The sequence below is a fragment of the Actinoplanes sp. NPDC049598 genome (assembly GCF_040675435.1).
Taxonomy (GTDB): Bacteria; Actinomycetota; Actinomycetes; order Mycobacteriales; family Micromonosporaceae; genus Actinoplanes.
Window position 1 is genome coordinate 84,829 of sequence record NZ_JBFAOX010000018.1, and the last position, 20,196, is coordinate 105,024.

Sequence of the window (20,196 nt, forward strand, 5' to 3'; positions counted from 1 at the left end):
TCTGCGGGCCGGGTGCTCAGGGCGCGCCTAGTTTCGCGGGTTGCGCACGCCTTCGGCCAGTTCGGCGCTGAGGGCCCGCAGCCGGGCGAGCCCGGTCGCGCGGTCGGGCGCCTCGAGCACGCTGCGGATCAGCGCGCTGCCCACGATCACCCCGTCGGCGAAGCCGGCCACCTCGGCCGCCTGGGCCCCGTTGCCGACGCCCAGCCCGACCCCGACCGGCATGGCCGGGTCGGCGTGCCGGACCCGGTCGACCAACTCCGGGGCCTGCGACGACACCGAGGTCCGGGCGCCGGTGACGCCCATCAGGGCGGTGGCGTAGACGAAGCCGCGGCACTGCGCGACCGTCATCGCGATCCGCTCGTCGGTCGACGACGGGGAGACCAGGAAGGTGCGGTCGATGCGGTGCTCGTCGGAGGCGGCGATCCACTCGGCCGCCTCGTCCGGGATCAGGTCCGGCGTGATCAGACCGGTGGCCCCGGCGGCGGCGAGGTCGCGGGCGAACGCGTTCACACCGTACTTCTCGATCGGGTTCCAGTACGTCATCAGGACCACGGGAGCGCCCGTCCGGGCCACGGCCTCGATGATCTTGAGGGTGTCCCGGGTGCGTACGCCCGCGGCGAGCGCGATGTCGCTGGCCTTCTGGATGACCGGGCCGTCCATGACCGGGTCGGAGTAGGGCAGCTCGACCTCGATGACGTCACAGCCGGCCTCGTGCATCGCGATCATCGAGGCGATGCTGTCGTCGACGGTCGGGAAGCCGGCCGGCATGCAGCCGATCAGCACCGACCTGTTCTCGGCCTTGGCCTTCGCGAAGACGTCGGAGATGCTCACGTGGTCTCTCCCGGGACGATCGTCTCGACCTCATCGAGGATGCCGAAGTACGCGCCCGCGGTGTGCACGTCCTTGTCGCCGCGGCCGGACAGGTTGACCACGATGGTCGGGGTCCGGCCCAGCTCGGCCCGCAGCTGCGGGGCGATGCGGGCCGCGCCGGCCAGCGCGTGCGCGCTCTCGATGGCCGGGATGATCCCCTCGGTGCGGCAGAGCAGCTGGAACGCCGCCATCGCCTCGGCGTCGGTCACCGGCTCGTACGTGGCCCGCCCGGTGTCGTGCAGCCAGGCGTGCTCCGGGCCGACGCCCGGGTAGTCCAGCCCGGCCGAGATCGAGTGCGACTCGACCGTCTGGCCGTCGTCGTCCTGCAGGACGTACGTCCGGGCGCCGTGCAGGACACCCGAGGAGCCGCCGGTGATCGACGCCGCGTGCCGCCCGGTGGCGACACCGTCGCCGCCCGCCTCGAAGCCGTAGAGCTCGACCGACTCGTCCGGCACGAAGGCGTGGAAGATGCCGATCGCGTTGGAGCCGCCGCCGACACAGGCCGCCACCGCGTCGGGCAGCCGGCCGATCAGCTCGAGGCACTGCGCACGGGCCTCGACGCCGATGCCGCCCACGAAGTCGCGCACGATCTCCGGGAACGGGGCCGGGCCGGCGGCCGTGCCGAGCAGGTAGTGCGTGTTGTCGACGCTGGCCACCCAGTCGCGCAGGGCCTCGTTGAGCGCGTCCTTGAGCGTGCGGGAGCCGTTGGTCACCGGGATGACGGTGGCGCCCAGCATGCGCATGCGGGCCACGTTCAGCGCCTGCCGCTCGGTGTCGGTCTCGCCCATGTAGACGACGCACTCGAGATCGAGCAGAGCGGCCGCGGTCGCGCTGGCCACGCCGTGCTGGCCGGCGCCGGTCTCGGCGATCACCCGCGGCTTGCCCATCCGCTTGGCCAGCAGGGCCTGCCCCAGCACGTTGCGCACCTTGTGGGCGCCGGTGTGGTTGAGGTCCTCCCGCTTGAGCAGGATCTCGGCCCCGACCGCGGCCGACAGGCGCTCGGCCCGGTAGAGCAGCGACGGCACGCCGGCGTAGTTGACCAGCAGGCTCTCGAACTCGGCCTGGAACACCGGGTCGGTCTTGGCCGACCGGTAGGCCGCGTCGAGCTCGTCGAGCGCCCGGACCAGGGCCTCGGGCACGAAACGCCCGCCGTACCGGCCGAAGTGCCCGGCCAGATCCGGCAGCGAAGTGGCAGTCATCGAACCGGCCTCGGGGTCGCGGGGTGGTTGCCGGCGTTGACCAGCTCGGCCACGGCGTCGCGCGGGCTCTTCTGCGTGACCAGGCCCTCGCCCACCAGCACGGCGTCGGCGCCGGCGGACGCGTACCGGATCAGGTCGTGCGGGCCCCGCACACCCGACTCGGCGATCTTGACGACGTTGTTGGGCAGGCCGGGCGCGATCCGCTCGAAGACGGACCGGTCCACCTGCAGCGTGCGCAGGTCACGGGCGTTGACCCCGATGACCTTGGCGTTCGCCTCCAGGGCCCGGTCGGCCTCCTCCTCGTTGTGCACCTCGACGAGCGCGGTCATGCCCAGCGACTCGATGCGCTCGAGCAGGCCCATGAGCACGTTCTGCTCCAGGGCGGCCACGATGAGCAGCACCACGTCGGCGCCGTGGGCCCGCGCCTCGTGCACCTGATAGGAGGAGATCACGAAGTCCTTGCGCAGGACCGGGATCTGCACGGAGGCACGGACGGCCTTCAGGTCGTCGAGCGAGCCGCCGAACCACCGGCCCTCGGTGAGCACGCTGATGACGCGGGCGCCACCCGCCGCATACTCCCCCGCCAGCTCGGCCGGGTCGGGGATCTCGGCCAGCGCGCCCTTGGACGGCGACGACCGCTTCACCTCGGCGATCACCGCCACGCCGGGCTTACGCAGGGCCGCGTACGCGTCGATCGCCGGTGGCGCCGCCGCGGCCAGCTCGCGAACCTGCTCGAGCGGCACTCGCTCCTGCCGTGCCGCCACGTCCTCGCGCACTCCCGCGAGAATTTCCTCCAGCACGTTCTGCGGCCCGCCAGTGCCCGCTTCCGTCTGCTGATCGGATGTCACGAATGACTCCCCTCTCCGGGTGTCCTTCGACCGATGCTAGGAGGTGGCGGTCGCGCAAGACCCCCCGGGGTATGGCACGCCTCACGAGATGGGCTCGGGCATAATGCGGCCTGATCACGGCCGGTGTGTCACTTCTGTCACACGCCTCACGTCCGCACCGGGCCGCTGGGCTGGGACACCTCATCTGATCGGTGGATCCCACGGCGCGTTGACGGCCGCGTCACGCTCCGGAAATACGGTCCGACCATGATGTCAGCGAGGCAAACTGGGTCAGGCGTTCCCGACACGCCTCGTTGTCCATGCCCTCCAGCGATGTGGAGTAATCCCGTGGCAGCCACCCGGACCGACGCCGGCCTTGCCGACGCCCCCCGCGCCCTGGTCTCCGCCGCCGCCGACCTTTTCGCCGGCCTCCAGCGGGCGGTGATCGGCCCCGAGAGGGTCCGCACGGCCCGCGACAACGCGCGGGCGGCCACCCTGGAGGACCGGGCCCGCCACGAGGCCCGCGCCGAGCTCACCCGCGAGGTCGCCGCCCTGCTGGCCCGTCGCGACGTCACCCCCGCCCCGGCCAAGCACCGCCCGGCCGCCCGGCAGCTCGCCAAGACGGCCTGATCGGCCGGTCCCCACCACCGGCCGACGGCCAAGATCACCCGAACGGGGCAGAATCGGCTCATGACCGAGCCGGTGACGCTGCGCCCGGTGCGCGTGGACGATCTCGACGCCTTCTTCGGGCACCAGCAGGAGCCCGAGGCGGTGCGCCGCGCCAACTTCGCGGCCCGCGACCGCGAGGCGTTCCTCGCCCACTGGACCGGACGGATTCTTGGCGATGACACGGTGACCGCCCGGACGGTCCTGGCCGGCGAGCAGATCGCCGGGAATGTGGTGTCGTGGTGGCAGGACGGCCACCGCGAGGTCGGCTACTGGCTGGGGCAGGCGTTCTGGGGCCGGTCGATCGGCACGAGCGCGGTGCGTCAGTTCCTCGAGATCGAGAAGACGCGCCCCCTCTACGGGACGACGGACGTCGGCAACCTCGCGTCACGCCGGCTGCTGGAGGGCTGCGGCTTCACTTTCGTCGAGACAGTCGACGCCGGCGAGAAGAAGTACGACCTTTCAGTCCTGCGCTGATCAGGAGGTCGGGTCGTCGCCGCGGTCGAGAGCGTCCCAGGCGGCGCGGTTGTCGACGGGTTTGTCGGAAGTCTTCAGCCCGGAAGCCGCCAACGGCCCGGACGGATCCCCTGGCTGCGTGGTGACTCCGGGTGCGCTCGCCTGCTCCTGGGTGGGTTTCCGTTCGTACCGGGCCGACATGCGTGACCACAGATGGCCCTGACGCGCCGCGGTGAGGCCGCCGGCCGCGATGATCGCGCCGCCCAGAGCGCACGCGACCGGCCAGACCGTGGCCCCGGCCCCGGCCTCGCCGACGTCCAGACCCGCGCGGCCGGCGATGGCGCCGATGACGACGCCGAGCCCGGCCAGGGTGAGCAGGACGCCGAGGCCGCGCCGGACCCAGCCGTGGGTGGCCAGCAGCGCGCCCGTGCCGGCCAGAGCGGCCAGCGCCAGCCCGATCAGCCAGGGCTCGAGGTCGGCCCCGGTCTGCGGGGTGCGCACATCGGACATGGCGGGGCGATGGACTACGTCGAGGGACCAGGTGCGGGTGGCGGCGTACGCGGCCAGGCCCGCCCCGGCCAGGCAGGCGAGCAGGGTCAGCAGGTACGAGCGGCGGTGGTTCATCGCGCGGCGCGCAGCGTCTCGGCCGAGGCGATCGCCGCCAGCACGGCCGCCGCCTTGTTGCGGGTCTCCTGCTCCTCGGCCGCCGGGTCGGAGTCGGCCACGATGCCGGCGCCGGCCCCGACGTAGGCCGTGCCGTCCTTGAGCAGGGCGGTCCGGATCGCGATGGCCATGTCCATGTCGCCCGCGAAGCCGAAGTAGCCGACCGTGCCGCCGTAGAGGCCGCGCCGGGTCGGCTCGAGCGACTCGATGATCTCCATGGCCCGGACCTTGGGCGCGCCCGACAGCGTGCCCGCCGGGAAGGTCGCGGCCAGCGCGTCGAAGGCGCTCCGGTCGTCTCGCAGCTCGCCCGTGACGGTCGAGACGATGTGCATGACGTGGCTGTAGCGCTCGATGCGCGCGAATTCCGGCACCTCGACCGTGCCCGGCTTGCAGACCCGGCCCAGGTCGTTGCGGCCCAGGTCGACCAGCATGACGTGCTCGGAGCGCTCCTTGGGATCGGCCAGGAGCTCGGCCGCGAGCGCGTTGTCCTGCTCGGGAGTGGCGCCGCGCCAGCGGGTGCCGGCGATCGGGTGCAGCAGGGCCCGCCGCGAGCCCTCCTCGTCCGCGCTGACCTTCAGATGGGCCTCGGGCGAGGAGCCGACGATGTCGAAGTCGTCGAAGCGCAGCAGGTACATGTACGGGCTGGGGTTGGTCGCGCGCAGCACCCGGTAGACGTCGAGCGGGTTGGCGTCGGTCGGGCGCTCGAAGCGCTGGGCCACCACGATCTGGAAGCACTCGCCGGCCCGGATCGCCTCCTTGGCCTCCTCGACGGCCTTCTGATATTCGCCGGGGGCGGTCCGGCTGACCGGCTCGCCGGCCGGGCGGCGCTCCACGGTGGAGATCATCGGCGGGGTGGGCCGGGACAGCGCGGTGGTCATCGCGTCGAGCCGGCCGACGGCCTGGTGGTACGCGGCGCGGCGGTCGGCCTCGGTCGCGTCGCCGGCCAGCACCGCGTTGGCGACCAGGATGGCCGAGCCGTCGTAGTGGTCGAGCACGACCAGGTCGGTCGCGAGCATCATGCCGAGCTCGGGCAGCGGCAGGTCGTCGTTCGCCGTGCGCGGCAGCCGCTCGAAGCGGCGCACCAGGTCGTAGCTGAGGTAACCGACCATGCCGCCGGTCAGCGGGGGAAGGTCGTCCGGGGCCGGGCCGTCGGCCAGCGCGGCCACCGTCTCCCGCAGGGCCACGACCGGATCACCATCGAGCGGTACGCCGGCCGGGGGCGCACCCAGCCAATGGGCCTCGCCGTCGCGCTCGACGAGCGTGGCCGCGCTCCGGACCCCGACGAACGAGTAGCGCGACCAGGCGGCGCCGGACGGGCCCGCGCCCTGCTCGGCCGACTCCAGCAGGAAGGTGCCGGGGCCGCCGGCGAGCTTGGTGTAGACGCCGACCGGGGTCTCCCCGTCGGCCAGCAACCGGCGGGTGACCGGGACGACCCGGCGCTCGTGCCGGAGGAACTCCTCCTCGCTGGGGAAGACCGCGCCGCTGGTCATGGGTGGGTCACCGGCAGCTCGGTGAAGAAGCAGTCGTGCGAGCCGGTGTGGCAGGCGGCGCCGGTCTGCTCGACGGTGACCAGCAGGGCGTCGCCGTCGCAGTCGAGGGCGACCGCCTTCACGTGCTGGTGGTGGCCGGAGGTGGCCCCCTTCACCCAGTACTCCTGGCGGCTGCGCGACCAGTAGGTGGCGCGGCCGGTGGTCAGCGTGCGGTGCAGCGCCTCGTCGTCCATCCAGGCGAGCATGAGGACATCGCCCGTGCCGTGCTCGCGCACGATCGCCGCGACGAGGCCGTCGGGGGTGCGCTTGAGCCGGGCCGCGATGGCCGGGTCCAGATCGGTCTTGACTGCCACGGCGACCATTCTCCTCCATCGGCCGAACGGCCTTTTACCCAGCACGACGCGGCCCACGATCCGGGCACAGGGGATGTGCCACGCGGCGGGGAACGGTACCGTCGTCAAGCGCCGCGCCCAGCCGGGGCGCACCTGCCCACCTCCTCCAGAGGGCGGCGCGCACCGTTCGACGGGAGTCTGAAAGCAATGGAGCCGACGTCCAGCCCCGACAACGCGCGGACCAATCGCGGCCTGGCCCGCTTCTGGCCCGTGCACCGCGAAGGCGAGGACGAGGCCACCGCGGCCGAGCCGGCCGAGCCGGCGGCCACCCTTTCGAGTGAAACCGAGATGGTCGCGCTGGGTTCCCGCCGCGCCCCGGAGATGCCGGGCTCGCCGGTGGCCTCGGCCGACACCCCCACGCCGCGGGACCAGCCGGCCGGGGACGCCAAGCCGCCGCTGTCGTCGCCCGCGGGGTCCGGCAGCGCGCCGATCCCGTCGGCCCGCCCCGAGCCTTCTCTGCCCGCGGCGCCGCCCCCGCTGCCCGTTCCGGGTGGCCAGCACGGCCTGCCGGATCGGGATTCTGATCACTCCGAGGCCGGTGAGCACGAGGAGACGGGCGCCCCGGCCGTAGAGTCCGCTCGGGCCAACCCGTGGGAGCCCGACCCGGCCTCGTTCGGCGGGTTCGGCCTCGGCGGCCGCAACGGCCGGATGCTGTTCGGCGGGCGCAACCCGCTCGAGCCGCGCCCGGCCGGCCTCAACGGGCACAGCCACGGCGAGGCGAACGGCCGCGCCGCCACTGTGGACGGCCCCGAGAAGGCGGACCGGAACGACGAGAACGGGCGTGATGACATGAACGGACGCATCCCGACGACCGGCGACAACGGCCCCGCGCCGGTCTCCGGCCCGGCCGGGGCGACCGGCGACACCCCGGAGCAGCGCCGCCAGGCCACCGGCTGGGCGTCCGTGCCCACCTCCAAGCACCCGACGGTCAGCCCGACCTCCGGCGCCCCGACCCCGGGCGCGCCGACCTCGGGCGCGCCCGTCTCGCCGTCGCCGATCTCGCCGTCGCCCGTCTCGCCGTCGCCGGTCTCGCCCGGCCTGGGCTTCGGCGGCAACTACGGCGAGCCGGCGTCCTACACGCCGGCCCTGCCCGACCCGGCCGCCGGCCCCGTCTCGGGTGTCCCGGCGCCCCGCGCGGCCTCGGCGAGCATCCCGGTGCCGGCCGCCCCGCCGGCGCCCAAGTCGCCGGTGACCTTCAGCAACGACCTCGGCGCCCCGCCGGCCCGCACCACCCCGGCCACCGACGAGCCGGAGCCGCTGCCCCGGCGCTCGGCCAGCCTCGAGGACGCGGAGCCGGCCCGTCGCGGCCGCCGTGCCGCCCCCGAGGAGCCGGAGGAGGAGAAGGCCGAGGACGCCCCGCTGCGCCCGGGTGACGTGGCCGAGGGCCACATCGCGTTCTGGGACGAGGACGCGGTCCGCCACTTCCGGGCCGCCTGGCACGAGGTCAAGGCCGAGTTCGTGGACGACCCCGAGGCCGCCCTGACCCGGGCCCACGACCTGCTCACGGACGCGGTCAACGAGCTCACCGAGGCGCTGCTGGCCGAGCGGGACGAGCTCGACCCGCTGCGGGGCAACAAGTCGCCGGACACGGAGAGCATGCGCATGGCCATGCGCGGCTACCGCGAGTTCCTCGACCGGATCATGGCTCTCTAGCCCGCCCGATCTCCGGGTCATCGCCCGCCGAACCCAGTCCGGAAGCCGCCGCCCGTCAGGGTGGCGGCTTTCTGTCATTTACGCCGGCACCGAATTCATCTAGCGTTGAACTCATCGCTTGATGAAATAGACGGTCCGGCGTCGCCCGGGAGCGAGCCAGGTGTGCCGGGTAGGGAGGCGAGACGGATGATCGAGGTGCGCGACCTGGTGGTCGAGCGGGGCAAACGCACGGTGCTGCGGGGCATCACCTGCACGGTGCCGACCGGGCAGGTGAGCGGGCTGCTCGGGCCCAGCGGCAGCGGCAAGACCACCCTGATCAGGGCGATCGTCGGGGTGCAGATCGTCAAGGCGGGCACGGTGACGGTGTTCGGCGAGCCGGCCGGGAGCGCCCTGCTGCGGCGCACGGTCGGCTACGTCACGCAGGCGCCGAGCGTCTACGCCGATTTGACCGTGCGGGAGAACGTCCGGTACTTCGCCGCCCTGTACGGGCTGGGCGCGCCCGAGGCGGACCGGGCGATCGACGACGTCGGGTTGTCGCAGGCGGCCGGGCAGCTGGTCGGCAATCTCTCCGGCGGGCAGCGGAGCCGGGCCTCGCTGGCCTGCGCGCTGATCGGCACGCCGCGGCTGCTCGTGCTCGACGAGCCGACCGTCGGGCTCGACCCGGTGCTGCGGGCCGACCTGTGGGCGAAGTTCCACGCGCTCGCCGCGGCCGGCACGACGCTGCTGGTCTCGAGCCACGTGATGGACGAGGCCGGCCGCTGCGACCGGCTGCTGCTGATCCGCGAGGGCGTGCTGATCGGCGACGACACGCCGGCCGCGATCCGCGAGCGGGCCGGCACGAACGATCTTGAAGAGGCTTTCTTAAGGCGCATCCGGGAGCAGGTGACGGCATGATCCTGTTGGCTACGACCGGGCGGATCCTGCGGCAGTTGCGGCACGACCGGCGGACCATCGCCCTGCTGGTGGTGGTGCCGGTGCTGCTGCTCGCGCTGATCTACTTCATGTACGACGGCGTGGGCGGCGCCTTCGACCGGATCGCGCTGATCATGGTGGGCATCTTCCCGTTCGTGATCATGTTCCTGGTGACCAGCATCGCGATGCTGCGCGAGCGCACCTCGGGCACGCTGGAGCGGCTGCTGACCACCCCACTGGGCAAGTTGGACCTGTTGTTCGGGTACGGGCTGGCGTTCGGCCTGGCCGCCGCGGTCCAGGGTGTGGTCGCCACCGCCGCCGCGTACTGGCTGCTCGGGCTGACCACGGCCGGCAGCGCCGGTCTGGTCGTGCTGGTGGCGGTGCTCAACGCCGGGCTGGGGGTGGCTCTCGGGCTGTTCTGCAGCGCCTTCGCGCGCACCGAGTTCCAGGCCGTACAGTTCCTTCCGGTGGTGGTCGTGCCGCAGATCCTGCTGTGCGGTCTGTTCGTGCCCCGCGAGCAGATGGCCGGCTGGCTCGAGGCGATCAGCAACGCGCTGCCGCTGACCTACGCGGTCGACGCGCTGGCCAAGGTCGGCCGGGACGCCAACCCCGCCACGGACCTGGCGGTCGTCGCGGGCGCGGCCGTGGTCGCGCTCGTCCTGGCCGCCGCGACCCTGCGGCGGCGTACAGCCTAGGAGCTCTTTTGGTACGGCGAAGTGGGCGGCGCCCGGGCAATCAGGACACCCGGGCGTCCATCCTGGAGGCCGCCCGGGCCACGTTCGCCGAGAAGGGCTACGACAAGGCGTCGATCCGGGCCATCGCGGCCGACGCCAAGGTCGACCCGGCGCTGGTGCACCACTACTTCGGCACCAAGGAGAAACTCTTCCTGGCCGCGCTGAACGCGCCGATCAACCCGGGCGAGCTGATCCCGCAGGCCCTGGCCGGGCCGCCCGACCAGGCCGGCGAGCGGCTGATCCGGATGGCCCTGTCGGTGTGGGACTCCCCGGCCGGCACGGCCGCCCTCGCGGTCTTCCGCTCGGCGCTGAGCAACGAGTGGACCGCCCGGCTGCTCCGCGAGTTCGTGGTCACCCAGATCCTGCGCCGGGCGGTCAGCGAGCTGGTGATCGACCCGGCCGAGGCTCCGATGCGCTCGGCCCTGGTCGCCACGCAGATCGCCGGGCTGATGGTGACCCGCTACGTGCTGCGGATCGAGCCGCTGGCCAGTGCCGACCCGGCGTTGCTGGCCGCGATGATCGGGCCGAACGTGCAGCGCTTCCTCAGGGAGCCGCTCAATCTCCGCAGCGGTGGCACAGCACCGGGTGCAGCAGATGAGCCAGATCGTGGCGGTCGGTGACCGGGCGCGGGAAGGCCAGACGGGCCAGCTTCTCGTCGAGCCGGACCATGAAGCCGTACCGGTCCATCCGGACGACCTGGGGTTCGGCCTTGGGCTGGAACGTCGAGCCGAGCTGCCGGCGCACGTAGGCGCTCATCTCAGCCTCGTGGTGGTCGATGAGGTCGGCGATCAGGTCGAACTCGATGCGGCAGAGCGGGTCCGGCGTCGCCTCGGCCCAGTCGTCGACGTCGACGTCGACCAGGTTCTCGTTGCGCTCGTACCGGACCTCGGCCACCTCCAGGCGGTGCAGCACCTGGCCCTCGCCGACGTCGAGCAGGTCGCCCGAGGCGTCGACGTCGGCGTAGTCCAGCGTCGCGGCGCGCGACTCGTCCCCCTCGAGCAGCGTGGCCCAGCCGGAGATCCACACCCGGCCCAGGGCGGGCGAGCCGGCCATCGGCGGGACGTCGGAGATGTCGAGCACCATCGCGGTGTCGTCGTTGCCCTCCTGCGGCTTCAGGGCCGCGGTGAAGGCGCCGTCGCGCGGCGACAGCAGCAACACACGGCCGTTGGCGTCGGTGACGTGCCGGACGGGCAGTGGACCCGGACGGCACGCGATGTGCGCGACGCCGGGCAGGTGGCCGGCGGCGAGCGTTCGCGCTACCTCGGCGTGGGTGGGCTGCATGGTGGGAACCTCCGGGCACCGGTTAGGCTTGCCTTAGTAAGGTGAGGCTAACCGTAACACCGGCCTCAAGCGCAAGTTACCTCGGAGACTTCATGAACAACTCCCGACCAAAGGCCAAGCTCTCGCGGGCGCTCGGCATCCCTCTGACGCCGAAGTGCGTGAAGTACTTCGAGAAGCGGCCCTTCCCGCCGGGCGTGCACGGCCGTGGCCGTCGCAAGGCCTCGGACTACCAGGTCCGTCTGCTCGAGAAGCAGCGCCTGCGGCACCAGTACAACATCAGCGAGTCGCAGATGCGGCGCGCCTACGACGACGCCCACCGGTCCGAGGGCAAGACCGGCGAGACCATGGTCAGCCTGCTCGAGCGCCGCCTGGACGCCGTGGTGACCCGGGCCGGCCTGGCCCGCACCGTCTACCAGGCCCGCCAGCTGGTCGTGCACGGCCACTTCACCGTGGACGGCAAGAAGGTCGACCGCCCCGGTTACCGGCTCAAGCCGGGCCAGGTCGTCGAGGTGCGCGAGAGCAGCCGGCAGAAGCCGCCGTTCCAGATCGCCGCCACCGGCGCCCACGTCGACGGCCCGACCCCGCCCTACCTCTCGACCGTGCTCGAGGACCTGCGCACCACGGTCATCTCGGTCCCGCAGCGGTCCGAGATCCGCGTCCAGTGCGACGAGCAGCTGGTCGTCGAGTTCTACGCTCGTTAACCTGGCGTCGCTCGCGGGTCACCGCGTCTGCTCTAACCACGAGGCGTAGAGCTTGGCGTAGATCGAACCCTCCTGGTTGACGAGTTCGGAGTGCGGGCCGCGTTGGACGACGCGGCCCGCATCCACCACGATCACCTCGTCCGCGGCCTGCGCGGTGGAGAGCCGGTGGGCGATGGCCACCGTCGTCCGGCCCCGGGTCACCGTGTCGAGGGCGTGCTGCAGCCGCACCTCGGTGGCCGGGTCGACCGCGCTGGTCGCCTCGTCCAACACCAGAAGATCAGGATCGGCGACGTACGCCCGTACGAGCGCCACCAGCTGCCGCTCCCCCACGCTGAGCGCCTCGCCGCGCTCGCCCACCGGGGTTTCGAGCCCGCCCGGCAGCCCGTCCAGCCAGTCCTTCAGCCCGAGCTCGACGAACGCGGTCTCCAGCTGCTCGTCGGTCAGCGACGGCTCGGCGAAGCGGATGTTCTCGGCCACGGTCGCGTCGAACAGGAAACCGTCCTGCGGGACCATCACCACGCGCGAGCGCAGTGACGAGAAACGCACCGACGTCAGCGGCGTCCCGGAGAGCAGGACCTCACCCTCGGCCGGGTCCATCAGGCGGGTCAGCAGCTTGGCGAAGGTGGTCTTGCCGCTGCCGGTCTCGCCCACCACCGCGATCTTCGTGCGGGCCGGGATCTCCTGATTCACGTCGTGGAGCACAAGAGGGCCTTCAGTCGTTTTAAGGGTGGCGGTGGGGTGGTTGGATGGGGGGCCGCCGGGGTAGCGGAACGAGACGTGGTCGAAGCGTACGGACAGGGGCCCGGCCGGAAGATCCACACCGGCGTCGTCGGGGTCGGCCACGTCCGGCTGCTGGTCGAGAACGTCCAGGACACGCCGCCAGCCGGCCACCGCGTTCTGGGCCTCGTTCAGCATGTCGGTGGCGATCTGCACCGGCTGGATGAACAGCGTGACCAGGAAGAGGAACGCGGTGAGCCGGCCCACCGACAGGCCGCCGTCCTCGCCGATCAGCACGCCCACCACGACCACCGCGGCCAGGGCCAGGCCGGCCCCGATCTCGCCGCTGGAGAAGCTGGTCACGCTGGTCTTCAGGGCCCGTTGCTGAGCGCGCTGCAGGCGGGAGATCGAGGTGTCGAGCCGCTTCTCGGTCCGCCCGGCCACGCCGTAGGCCCGGATGACCACCGCGCCGACCACGCTCTCGGCGACCGCGCCGAGCATGACGCCGGTACGTTCGCGGACCGCCGCGTAGACGGCGGCCAGGCGTTTCTGGAAGAGCCGGATGATGGCGACCGAGGGGCCGAAGGCGAGCAGCGCCACGATGGTGAGCTGCCACGAGTAGACGAACATGACGATCGTCGAGACCAGCAACTGCCCGGAGGCCAGAAGCAGCTGTACGCCGCCGAACTGCAGGAAGAGCGAGATCGTGTCGACGTCGCTGGTCACCCGGGAGACCATCGTGCCGCGGCGCTCGGACTGCTGGTGCAGCATCGACAGGTCGTGGATGTGCCGGAACGTGCGCGAGCGCAGGGCGCCGAGCGCGGTCTCGCTGACCGTGAACAGCCGCCGGGTCATCAGGTAACCGGCCATCGTCGAGACCATCAGGGCCACGAACGTGAGGGCGACGACCCAGACCACGAACTGCAGGTCGGGACCGCCCTCGGCGCGGATCCCGTGGTCGATGCCCTGCTGGACGGCGATCGGCACGGCCACGCGGCCGCTCATCTGCACGAGCGCGAGCGCGATCGTGCCGCCGAGGCCGGGCCGCAGCTCGGGGGAGAGCGCGAGGCCGCGCTTGATCGTGGCGAAAGTGCCCGGCCGTTCCAGCGTGCCCGCGCTCATGCCTCGACCCTTTCGGCCTTCTCGTAGGCGGTGACCAGGTCGGAGTAGCCCTGGTGGGTGGCGAGCAGCTCGGCGTGCGTACCGGTGGCGACGACCTTGCCCTGCTCGAGGTAGACCACCTCGTCGGCCAGCGCGATGGTGGCCCGGCGGTACGCGACGACCAGGATGGACGCGCCCTCGTCGCGCTCACGCAGCGCGCCCAGGATGGCCGCCTCCACCCGCGGGTCGACCGCGCTCGTGGCGTCGTCCAGCACCAGCAGCCGCGGCCGGCCGGCCAGCGCCCGGGCCAGCGTGATCCGCTGTCGTTGCCCACCGGAGAGCGACGTGCCGCGTTCCCCGACCGCGGTGTCGAGGCCTTCGGGGAGATTCGCGACGAACTTGTCGGCCTGCGCCAGCTCCAGCGCCCACGACACCGACTTGCCGGAGACCTCCGGGCGGTCGAGCGTCACGTTGCCGCGGATGGTGTCGTCGAAGATGAACGGGATCTGCGGGACCAGGGCCTCGGCCCGGGCCAGCGCCGCCTCGCTCAGCGACGGCAGCTCGGCGCCGTCGAGGGCGATCCGGCCGCCGTCCGGGTCCATCAGCCGTACGGCCAGGGAGGCGATGGTCGATTTGCCCGAGCCGGTCGCGCCGACCAGCGCGACGGTCTTGCCGCGGGGAACCGTGAACGACACGTCCCGCAGGACCAGCGGCCCGTCCCCGTACCGGAAGTCGACCTTGTCGAAGCGCAGCTCGGCCGGCCCGTCGCCGTCGGCCGACCGGTCACCGTACGCCAGGTCGCCGGTCGCCGAGAGCACGGCCTGGACCCGCTCCCAGCCGGCGACGCTGCGCGGCAGCTCGGCCACCACCCAGCCGATCGCGCGCACCGGGAAGGCCAGAACGGTGAAGAGGAAACTCACCGTGACCAGCTCGGCCACACTGATCGCGCCGGTCTGCAGCCGCCACGCGCCGAGCAGCAGCACGGCCAGGGTGCCCAGGCTGGGCAGCGCGTCCATCAGCGGGTCGAACAGGCCGCGGAGCCGGCCGACCGAGATCAGCGCGTCCCGCAGCTCGGTCACGAAGACCCCGAAGCGGCGCGACTCGTCGGCCTCGCGGCCCATCGTCTTGACGACCAGCGCGCCGTCGAAGCTCTCGTGCGCGACCGCGCTGACCTTGGCCCGCATCCGCTGGGCCCGGATCTGCCGCGGCGACATGGCCCGCGAGTAGACGAAGTTGAGCCCGAACAGCGCCGGGAAGAGGGTGACGCCGATCAGGGCCAGGACCCAGTCGGTGAGGAAGAGCGAGATGACCGCGGCGACGATCATCACGATCGTGCCGACCGCGAACGGCAACGGCGCGATCGGCACGAAGGCGGCCTCGACGTCGGAGTTCGCGTTGGAAAGCAACGTGCCGGTGGCGTGCTTCTGATGCCACGCGGGCGGCAGGGACAGATAACGGCTGGTCACGGCGCGGCGGTAACGCGCCTGCAGCCGGAACTGCATGTACCCGGCGCCGAGGCGGCGGCCGAAGACGGTCAGCACGCGCAGCCCGCTGATGCCGATGAAGGCCGCGGCGATCAGGGCGAGCTCGCCGGTGCCGGCTTTGCCGGTGGAGAACGCGGGCACGACGACATGGCCGATGACATAGCCGACCACGTACGAGTTGGCGATGACCAGGAGGCCGAACAGGCTGCTGCCCACGACTCCCACGGTGAACAGGCGCGGTTCAGTGCGAATCGCCTGTCCCAGCACGCGCAGTCCCCGTCCCAGCACATCGCGGCTGGTCCTGCTGCTCAATTTCCTACCTGACTGGTAAGTGTTCGCCGGGGCTTCCGGCCTTACTTCCCCATCCTGCCGAACGGGCGGCGTTCGTTCACAGGTACGACAATGTGTCTACGATCACGTTCGTGACCGCCTATGCCCGACGCGAACGTCAATTCCTCTCCGACCTGCTGCTTTCCCTGGGCCCTGATCAGCCCACCCTGTGCGAGGGATGGACGACCCGCGATCTCGCGGCCCACCTGGTCGTCCGCGACCGGCGGCCCGACGCCTCGGCCGGCATGCTCCTGCCGCCCCTGCGCGAGCATGGTGAACGCGTGCGCCGGGCCAAGGCTTCCCAGCCGTACGAGAAAGTGATCCAGGAGCTGCGGACGCCGCCCTGGTGGAGCCCGGTCAGCAACCCGCTGCTGGACGAGGTGGCCAACACGGCCGAGTTCTTCATCCACCACGAGGACGCGCGGCGGGCCCAGCCGTCGTGGACGCCCCGCTCCCTGGACGAGGGCGAGCAGGCCGCCCTGTGGAAGGCTCTGCGGATGACCGGCAAGCTGGTCCTGCGGCGCGCCCACCTGCCGGTCGAGATCCGGTCCGAGGGCTTCGGCGCCTTCACCGTCGGCGAGGACCCGGTGGCGGTGCTGTCCGGAACGCCGGGCGAACTGACCCTCTTCCTCAGCGGGCGCAAGGACGCGGCCCAGGTCACCATCGAGGGCGATGCGGCCCGGCTGCGGGAGGCCCCTCTGGGCCTCTGATTGGCTCACTTGATCTGAGCCTGATTGGCCCATGGGTGCGGGCCAATCCCGGCCTACGGTGGTCGCCATGAAGCTCTCCGTGGCCCAGGGCACCGCCCTCAGCGTCGGCGCCGTGCTCGGCACCGGCGTGATCTCCCTGCCCGCCCTGGCCGCGGACGTCGCCGGTCCCGCCTCGCTGGTCGCCTGGGTCGCCCTGATCGTGCTGTCGGCCCCGCTGGCCTGGACCTTCGCCGCCCTGGGGGCCCGCTATCCGGACGCCGGCGGCGTCTCCACCTTCGTCCGGCTGGCGTTCGGGCCGCGGGCCGCGGCGGCCGTCGGCTGGTGCTTCTACTTCGCGGTGCCGCTGGGCGCCCCGGCCGCCACCGCGTTCGCCGGCGGCTACGTGGCCGACGTGACCGGCGGCGGGCGGACGACCGTGATCGTCTCGTTCCTGGCCCTGGTCGGCGTGGTCGCGGTGATGAACTGGTTCGGGCTGCGTGTCTCGGGCCGGGCCCAGCTCGCGCTCACCGGCACGCTGGCGGTGCTGCTGCTTCTCACGGTGATCGCCGCGCTGCCCCACGCGAGCTGGGACAACCTGACCCCGTTCACCCCGCACGGCTGGTCCGGCGTGGGCACGGCCGTGGCCGTGCTGATCTGGGGCTTCGCCGGGTGGGAGGCGGTCTCCTCGCTGTCGGGGCAATATCGCGACCCGCGCCGCGACGTCCCGCGGGCCACGGCGATCGCGGTCGTGGTCGTCGGCGGGCTCTACCTGGCCGTGGCCGTGACCAGCGTGCTGGTGCTCGGCCCGGCCCTCGGCGCCAGCCAGGCCCCGCTGGCCGACCTGCTCGCGGCCGGTGTCGGTGGCCCGGTGCGGGTGCTCACCGCGGTGGTGGCCCTGCTGCTCACGGCGGGCGCGGTCAACGCCTACTTCGCCGGCTCGTCGCAGCTCGGGGCGGCCCTGGCCCGCGACGGCGCGCTGCCGGCGCGGGTGTTCGGCACGCCGCGCAAGGCGCTGGTGGCGGTGCTGCTCGGCAGCCTGATCGCGGTCGGGCTGCCGATCGAGCTGCACACGATGCTGTTGCTGGTGACCGGCTGCTTCACGCTGGTCTACGTGATCGGGACGGCGGCCGCGGTCAAGCTGCTGGCCGGGCGGCAACGGGTGGTGGCCGCGGTGGCCTTCGTGGCCGTGGTCGCGCTGCTCGGCCTGACCGGGCCGCCGGCCCTGCTCAGCCTGGTCGTCGCGGCCGGCGCGATCACCTATCAGGCGTGGCGGGTCAGGATCGCGGCGAACAGCGCCATTCCCTCCCCGATCAGCGACGGGTCCGCGTTGCCGAAACCGATCACGAAACCGGTCTGCCCGGCCGGCGCGGCGCCGTCCCCGTCGTCCCGGCCGGACCCGGCCGGCCCGGTGCCGTAGTAGTCGCACAGGTCGTCGATGCCGACTCCGGCCCGCCCGGCCTCGCGGACCACGGCGGTCGAATCGGCCCGGGTCAGGGCGGCCACGTGCAGGCCGGCGGCGGACGGGATGGGGTCGAGGCCGGGCATGGCGGCCAGCGCGGCGACGACCTGGCGGTGCCGGGCCGCGTACGCCTTGGCCGCCTTGCGCACGTGCCGGGCCAGCAGCCCGTCGTCGATGTAGCGGGCCAGCGCGGCCTGCACGGCGGTCTGCCCGTAGCCGTCGCCCATCTGCCGCGCGGCGACCAGCGCGTCGCGCAGACCGGGCGGGGTGAGCAGGAAGCCGGTACGCAGCGAGGGCAGCATGCTCTTGGAGAACGTGCCCGCGTAGAGCACCCGGCCCGCGGTGTCGAGGCTGTAGAGCGGCTCCAGCGGCCGGGACAGGAAGCGGAACTCGCTGTCGTAGTCGTCCTCGACGATCGCCACCGAGCGGCGCCCGGCCCAGTCGAGCAGCTCCCGGCGGCGGGTGGCGCTCATCGCCCGGCCGAGCGGGAACTGGTGCGACGGCGTCGTGTAGACCAATGTGGATGCTTGCGGAATGGCGTCGACGACCAGGCCTTCCCGGTCGACGGGGACGCCGGCGACCTTCGCCCCGAGCGAGGCGAACAGGCGCCGGGCCGGCGGGTAACCCGGCTCCTCGACCGCCACCACGTCGCCGGGCGTGATCAGCACCCGGCCGATCAGGTCGAGCGCGTGCTGGGTGCCGTTGGTGATCACCAGGTCGGCCTCGCTCGCCCGGACCCCGCGGGCCACCCCGAGGTAGCGGGCGATCGCCGCGCGCAGGGCCGGGTGGCCGGACGGCTCCGCGTACGTCCCCAGGCTGTTGGCCCTCAGCCGGGTCTCGGCCAGAAGCAGACGCCGCCAGGCGTCGAAGGCGAACAGGCCGGCGTCGGGAATGCCGACCCGGAAGTCGTAGCGCGGCGGCGTGGCGCCCCCGCTGGTCGGCAGCGGGCCGAAGCGCCAGCCGTCGCGGGGCCGCAGCGAACTGGCCGCGCGCGGCTTGCGGCTCGCCCCGGCGAAGGCGACGAAGGTGCCGGCCCCGACGCGCGCGGACAGATAGCCCTCCGCGGCCAGGCGTTCGTAGGCCCCGGCCACGCTCCCGCGGGCGAGGCCGAGGTCGGCGGCGAGGGCCCGGGTCGCCGGCAGCCGCGACCCGGCCGGTAACCGTCCGTCCACGATGGCCGCGCGCAGGGCCCGGTAGACGGCGGCGGTCCGGCTGCCGCCGGGCGGGATGATCAGGTCCACCAGCACATTCTGACCTCCGGTATGGCCCGAACGTTATGTCGCGCGCCGATGACTCTCCGCATACCCTTAATGACAGTTGTCAATATCACGGGGCTGAGAGAGGAAGAGCATGGCGAAGAGACGCATCCTGATCGCGGGCCTGCTCGCCGCGATCACCGCGGCCGCGACGGCCACCCCGGCCGCGGCCGCCGCCACCGGCGAGATCCGCCTGGCCGGCACTGCGAACGCCGTACCGAACAGCTACATCGTGGTTCTCAAGGCCGGCGCCAAGACGCCGGCGAGCCTGGCCAAGAGCTACGGCGGCCAGGTCCGGCAGAGCTTCACCTCGATCAACGCCTACGAGTCGGGCATGTCGGAATACCAGGCCAAGCGCCTGGCCGCGAGCCCCGACGTCGCGTACGTCGAGCAGAACCAGACCGTCTCGCTGCTGGCCACGCAGGCCAACGCGACCTGGGGCCTCGACCGGATCGACCAGCGCAACCGGCCGCTGAGCACGACCTACTCCTACACCACGACGGGGTCGGGCGTGACGGCGTACATCATCGACACCGGCATCCGCTACACCCACAGCGACTTCGGTGGCCGCGCGTCCTACGGTTACGACGCGGTCGGCTCCGGTGGCGTGGACTGCAACGGCCACGGTACGCACGTGGCGGGCACGGTCGGCGGCACCACCTACGGCGTGGCCAAGGCGGTCCGTCTCGTCGGCGTCCGCGTGCTCAACTGCTCGGGCAGCGGCACCACGGCCGGCGTCATCGCCGGCGTCAACTGGGTCACCACCAACGCGGTCAAGCCGGCGGTGGCCAACATGAGCCTCGGCGGCGGCGTCAGCAGCACCCTGGACAGCGCCGTCTCGCGCTCGATCACCGCCGGCGTCACCTACGCGCTGGCCGCCGGCAACTCGAACGCCAACGCCTGCAACTCCTCGCCGGCGCGGGTCGCCGCGGCCATCACCGTCGGCGCCACCACCAGCACCGATGCGCGCGCCAGCTACTCCAACTACGGCACCTGCCTGGACATCTTCGCGCCGGGCTCGTCGATCACCTCGGACTGGTACACGTCGAACACCGCGACCAACACGATCAGCGGCACCTCGATGGCCAGCCCGCACGTCGCCGGCGCGGCCGCCCGCGTGCTGTCGGCCAGCCCGGGTCTCACTCCGGCCCAGGTCCGCGACAGTCTCGTCAACGGCGCCACCACCGGCGTCGTCACCAGCCCGGGCTCCGGCTCGCCGAACCGCCTCCTCTACCTGGCCCCCTGACCGTTTCGCACTGATTGCCGCCCGGCCCGCCTCTGAGCGCGGGCCGGGCGCGTGCGGAAAAGTGAATGCA

General features: G+C 72.6%; 19 protein-coding genes and 1 pseudogene. 10 read left to right on the plus strand and 10 right to left on the minus strand.

All coding sequences use genetic code 11. The annotated features are described in order from the left end of the window. Nucleotides 1-27: 27 nt before the first annotated feature. Genes trpA through trpC form a run of 3 tightly spaced genes read right to left on the minus strand, consistent with a single transcriptional unit; the run spans nucleotide 28 to nucleotide 2,869 of the window. Complete coding sequence (gene trpA / locus AB0J66_RS33785) at nucleotides 28-831, minus strand: tryptophan synthase subunit alpha (RefSeq protein ID WP_364669476.1); 804 nt, start codon at nucleotides 829-831, stop codon at nucleotides 28-30. Further along, nucleotides 828-2,069: a tryptophan synthase subunit beta gene (gene trpB / locus AB0J66_RS33790; protein ID WP_364669479.1), complete on the minus strand. Its 1,242-nt coding sequence runs from the start codon at nucleotides 2,067-2,069 to the stop codon at nucleotides 828-830. Before trpB ends, trpA begins: the two co-directional genes overlap by 4 nt. Continuing rightward, a complete protein-coding gene (trpC, locus tag AB0J66_RS33795; RefSeq protein ID WP_364669711.1) occupies nucleotides 2,066-2,869 on the minus strand; it encodes an indole-3-glycerol phosphate synthase TrpC in 804 nt (267 codons plus the stop codon). The genes trpB and trpC overlap by 4 nt, the downstream gene beginning before the upstream one ends. A gap of 375 nt (nucleotides 2,870-3,244) precedes the next feature. Between trpC and AB0J66_RS33800 the strand changes: the two genes are divergently transcribed. Together AB0J66_RS33800 and AB0J66_RS33805 are read left to right on the plus strand one after the other, a co-directional pair. After that, nucleotides 3,245-3,526, plus strand: a complete 282-nt coding sequence (locus AB0J66_RS33800) for a hypothetical protein (RefSeq protein WP_364669482.1) — start codon at nucleotides 3,245-3,247, stop codon at nucleotides 3,524-3,526. 60 nt (nucleotides 3,527-3,586) lie between these two features. Further along, on the plus strand, nucleotides 3,587-4,039 hold the full coding sequence (locus AB0J66_RS33805; RefSeq protein ID WP_364669485.1) for a GNAT family N-acetyltransferase: 453 nt from the start codon (nucleotides 3,587-3,589) through the stop codon (nucleotides 4,037-4,039). Here AB0J66_RS33805 and AB0J66_RS33810 read toward each other — a convergent pair whose 3' ends face one another. From AB0J66_RS33810 to hisI, 3 genes are read right to left on the minus strand one after another with little or no spacing between them, the layout of a single operon-like run. Beyond that, nucleotides 4,040-4,642 carry a Trp biosynthesis-associated membrane protein gene (locus tag AB0J66_RS33810; RefSeq protein WP_364669488.1) on the minus strand — a complete coding sequence of 201 codons (603 nt, stop codon included), beginning with the start codon at nucleotides 4,640-4,642 and terminating at the stop codon, nucleotides 4,040-4,042. After that, nucleotides 4,639-6,171 (minus strand): anthranilate synthase component I, encoded by a 1,533-nt coding sequence (locus AB0J66_RS33815; protein WP_364669491.1) that lies wholly within the window; start codon nucleotides 6,169-6,171, stop codon nucleotides 4,639-4,641. The genes AB0J66_RS33810 and AB0J66_RS33815 overlap by 4 nt, the downstream gene beginning before the upstream one ends. Continuing rightward, nucleotides 6,168-6,533 carry a phosphoribosyl-AMP cyclohydrolase gene (gene hisI, locus AB0J66_RS33820; protein WP_364669493.1) on the minus strand — a complete coding sequence of 122 codons (366 nt, stop codon included), beginning with the start codon at nucleotides 6,531-6,533 and terminating at the stop codon, nucleotides 6,168-6,170. The genes AB0J66_RS33815 and hisI overlap by 4 nt, the downstream gene beginning before the upstream one ends. A 177-nt stretch (nucleotides 6,534-6,710) precedes the next feature. On the opposite strand from hisI, the gene AB0J66_RS33825 reads away from it, so the two are divergent. The 4 genes from AB0J66_RS33825 to AB0J66_RS33840 all read left to right on the plus strand — a co-directional run bounded on the left by AB0J66_RS33825 (nucleotide 6,711) and on the right by AB0J66_RS33840 (nucleotide 10,482). Next, complete coding sequence (locus AB0J66_RS33825) at nucleotides 6,711-8,216, plus strand: hypothetical protein (protein ID WP_364669496.1); 1,506 nt, start codon at nucleotides 6,711-6,713, stop codon at nucleotides 8,214-8,216. 186 nt (nucleotides 8,217-8,402) lie between these two features. Then, nucleotides 8,403-9,110, plus strand: a complete 708-nt coding sequence (locus AB0J66_RS33830; protein WP_364669498.1) for an ABC transporter ATP-binding protein — start codon at nucleotides 8,403-8,405, stop codon at nucleotides 9,108-9,110. Then, nucleotides 9,107-9,823: an ABC transporter permease gene (locus AB0J66_RS33835; RefSeq protein ID WP_364669501.1), complete on the plus strand. Its 717-nt coding sequence runs from the start codon at nucleotides 9,107-9,109 to the stop codon at nucleotides 9,821-9,823. Before AB0J66_RS33830 ends, AB0J66_RS33835 begins: the two co-directional genes overlap by 4 nt. Nucleotides 9,824-9,831: 8 nt before the next feature. After that, a complete protein-coding gene (locus AB0J66_RS33840) occupies nucleotides 9,832-10,482 on the plus strand; it encodes a TetR family transcriptional regulator (RefSeq protein ID WP_364669504.1) in 651 nt (216 codons plus the stop codon). Here AB0J66_RS33840 and AB0J66_RS33845 read toward each other — a convergent pair. Next, nucleotides 10,418-11,143, minus strand: a complete 726-nt coding sequence (locus AB0J66_RS33845) for a DUF2470 domain-containing protein (RefSeq protein WP_364669506.1) — start codon at nucleotides 11,141-11,143, stop codon at nucleotides 10,418-10,420. The two genes, AB0J66_RS33840 and AB0J66_RS33845, sit on opposite strands and share 65 nt — an antisense overlap. Nucleotides 11,144-11,235: 92 nt before the next feature. On the opposite strand from AB0J66_RS33845, the gene rpsD reads away from it, so the two are divergent. Continuing rightward, a complete protein-coding gene (gene rpsD / locus AB0J66_RS33850) occupies nucleotides 11,236-11,844 on the plus strand; it encodes a 30S ribosomal protein S4 (protein WP_364669509.1) in 609 nt (202 codons plus the stop codon). Nucleotides 11,845-11,862: 18 nt separating this feature from the next. Here rpsD and AB0J66_RS33855 read toward each other — a convergent pair whose 3' ends face one another. Further along, nucleotides 11,863-13,683, minus strand: coding sequence for an ABC transporter ATP-binding protein (locus AB0J66_RS33855; RefSeq protein WP_364669511.1), 1,821 nt, complete (start codon nucleotides 13,681-13,683; stop codon nucleotides 11,863-11,865). Further along, nucleotides 13,680-15,458, minus strand: a complete 1,779-nt coding sequence (locus tag AB0J66_RS33860) for an ABC transporter ATP-binding protein (RefSeq protein WP_364669514.1) — start codon at nucleotides 15,456-15,458, stop codon at nucleotides 13,680-13,682. The genes AB0J66_RS33855 and AB0J66_RS33860 overlap by 4 nt, the downstream gene beginning before the upstream one ends. Nucleotides 15,459-15,568: 110 nt before the next feature. Here AB0J66_RS33860 and AB0J66_RS33865 point away from each other — a divergent pair, with 110 nt between their 5' ends. Both AB0J66_RS33865 and AB0J66_RS33870 read left to right on the plus strand, forming a co-directional pair. Beyond that, nucleotides 15,569-16,186 (plus strand): TIGR03085 family metal-binding protein, encoded by a 618-nt coding sequence (locus AB0J66_RS33865; protein ID WP_364669517.1) that lies wholly within the window; start codon nucleotides 15,569-15,571, stop codon nucleotides 16,184-16,186. A gap of 67 nt (nucleotides 16,187-16,253) precedes the next feature. Then, on the plus strand, nucleotides 16,254-17,582 hold the full coding sequence (locus tag AB0J66_RS33870) for an amino acid permease (protein WP_364669519.1): 1,329 nt from the start codon (nucleotides 16,254-16,256) through the stop codon (nucleotides 17,580-17,582). Between the two features lie 74 nt (nucleotides 17,583-17,656). On the opposite strand, the pseudogene AB0J66_RS33875 reads toward AB0J66_RS33870, so the two are convergent. Then, nucleotides 17,657-18,871 (minus strand): annotated as a pseudogene (locus AB0J66_RS33875) (PLP-dependent aminotransferase family protein); the annotation flags it as partial. Nucleotides 18,872-18,974: 103 nt separating this feature from the next. Between AB0J66_RS33875 and AB0J66_RS33880 the strand changes: the two are divergent. Next, nucleotides 18,975-20,126, plus strand: coding sequence for a S8 family peptidase (locus AB0J66_RS33880; RefSeq protein WP_364669522.1), 1,152 nt, complete (start codon nucleotides 18,975-18,977; stop codon nucleotides 20,124-20,126). The last annotated feature ends 70 nt before the right edge of the window (nucleotides 20,127-20,196 follow it).

Bases quoted from the DNA above. Each gene is read 5' to 3' on its own strand.
- AB0J66_RS33870 (WP_364669519.1), top strand. From the start codon at position 16,254: ATGAAGCTCTCCGTGGCCCAGGGCACCGCCCTCAGCGTCGGCGCCGTG.
- AB0J66_RS33810 (WP_364669488.1), bottom strand. From the start codon at position 4,642: ATGAACCACCGCCGCTCGTACCTGCTGACCCTGCTCGCCTGCCTGGCC.
- hisI (WP_364669493.1), bottom strand. From the start codon at position 6,533: ATGGTCGCCGTGGCAGTCAAGACCGATCTGGACCCGGCCATCGCGGCC.
- rpsD (WP_364669509.1), top strand. From the start codon at position 11,236: ATGAACAACTCCCGACCAAAGGCCAAGCTCTCGCGGGCGCTCGGCATC.
- AB0J66_RS33845 (WP_364669506.1), bottom strand. From the start codon at position 11,143: ATGCAGCCCACCCACGCCGAGGTAGCGCGAACGCTCGCCGCCGGCCAC.
- AB0J66_RS33880 (WP_364669522.1), top strand. From the start codon at position 18,975: ATGGCGAAGAGACGCATCCTGATCGCGGGCCTGCTCGCCGCGATCACC.
- AB0J66_RS33835 (WP_364669501.1), top strand. From the start codon at position 9,107: ATGATCCTGTTGGCTACGACCGGGCGGATCCTGCGGCAGTTGCGGCAC.
- AB0J66_RS33825 (WP_364669496.1), top strand. From the start codon at position 6,711: ATGGAGCCGACGTCCAGCCCCGACAACGCGCGGACCAATCGCGGCCTG.
- AB0J66_RS33805 (WP_364669485.1), top strand. From the start codon at position 3,587: ATGACCGAGCCGGTGACGCTGCGCCCGGTGCGCGTGGACGATCTCGAC.
- AB0J66_RS33855 (WP_364669511.1), bottom strand. From the start codon at position 13,683: ATGAGCGCGGGCACGCTGGAACGGCCGGGCACTTTCGCCACGATCAAG.
- trpB (WP_364669479.1), bottom strand. From the start codon at position 2,069: ATGACTGCCACTTCGCTGCCGGATCTGGCCGGGCACTTCGGCCGGTAC.
- AB0J66_RS33830 (WP_364669498.1), top strand. From the start codon at position 8,403: ATGATCGAGGTGCGCGACCTGGTGGTCGAGCGGGGCAAACGCACGGTG.
- AB0J66_RS33815 (WP_364669491.1), bottom strand. From the start codon at position 6,171: ATGACCAGCGGCGCGGTCTTCCCCAGCGAGGAGGAGTTCCTCCGGCAC.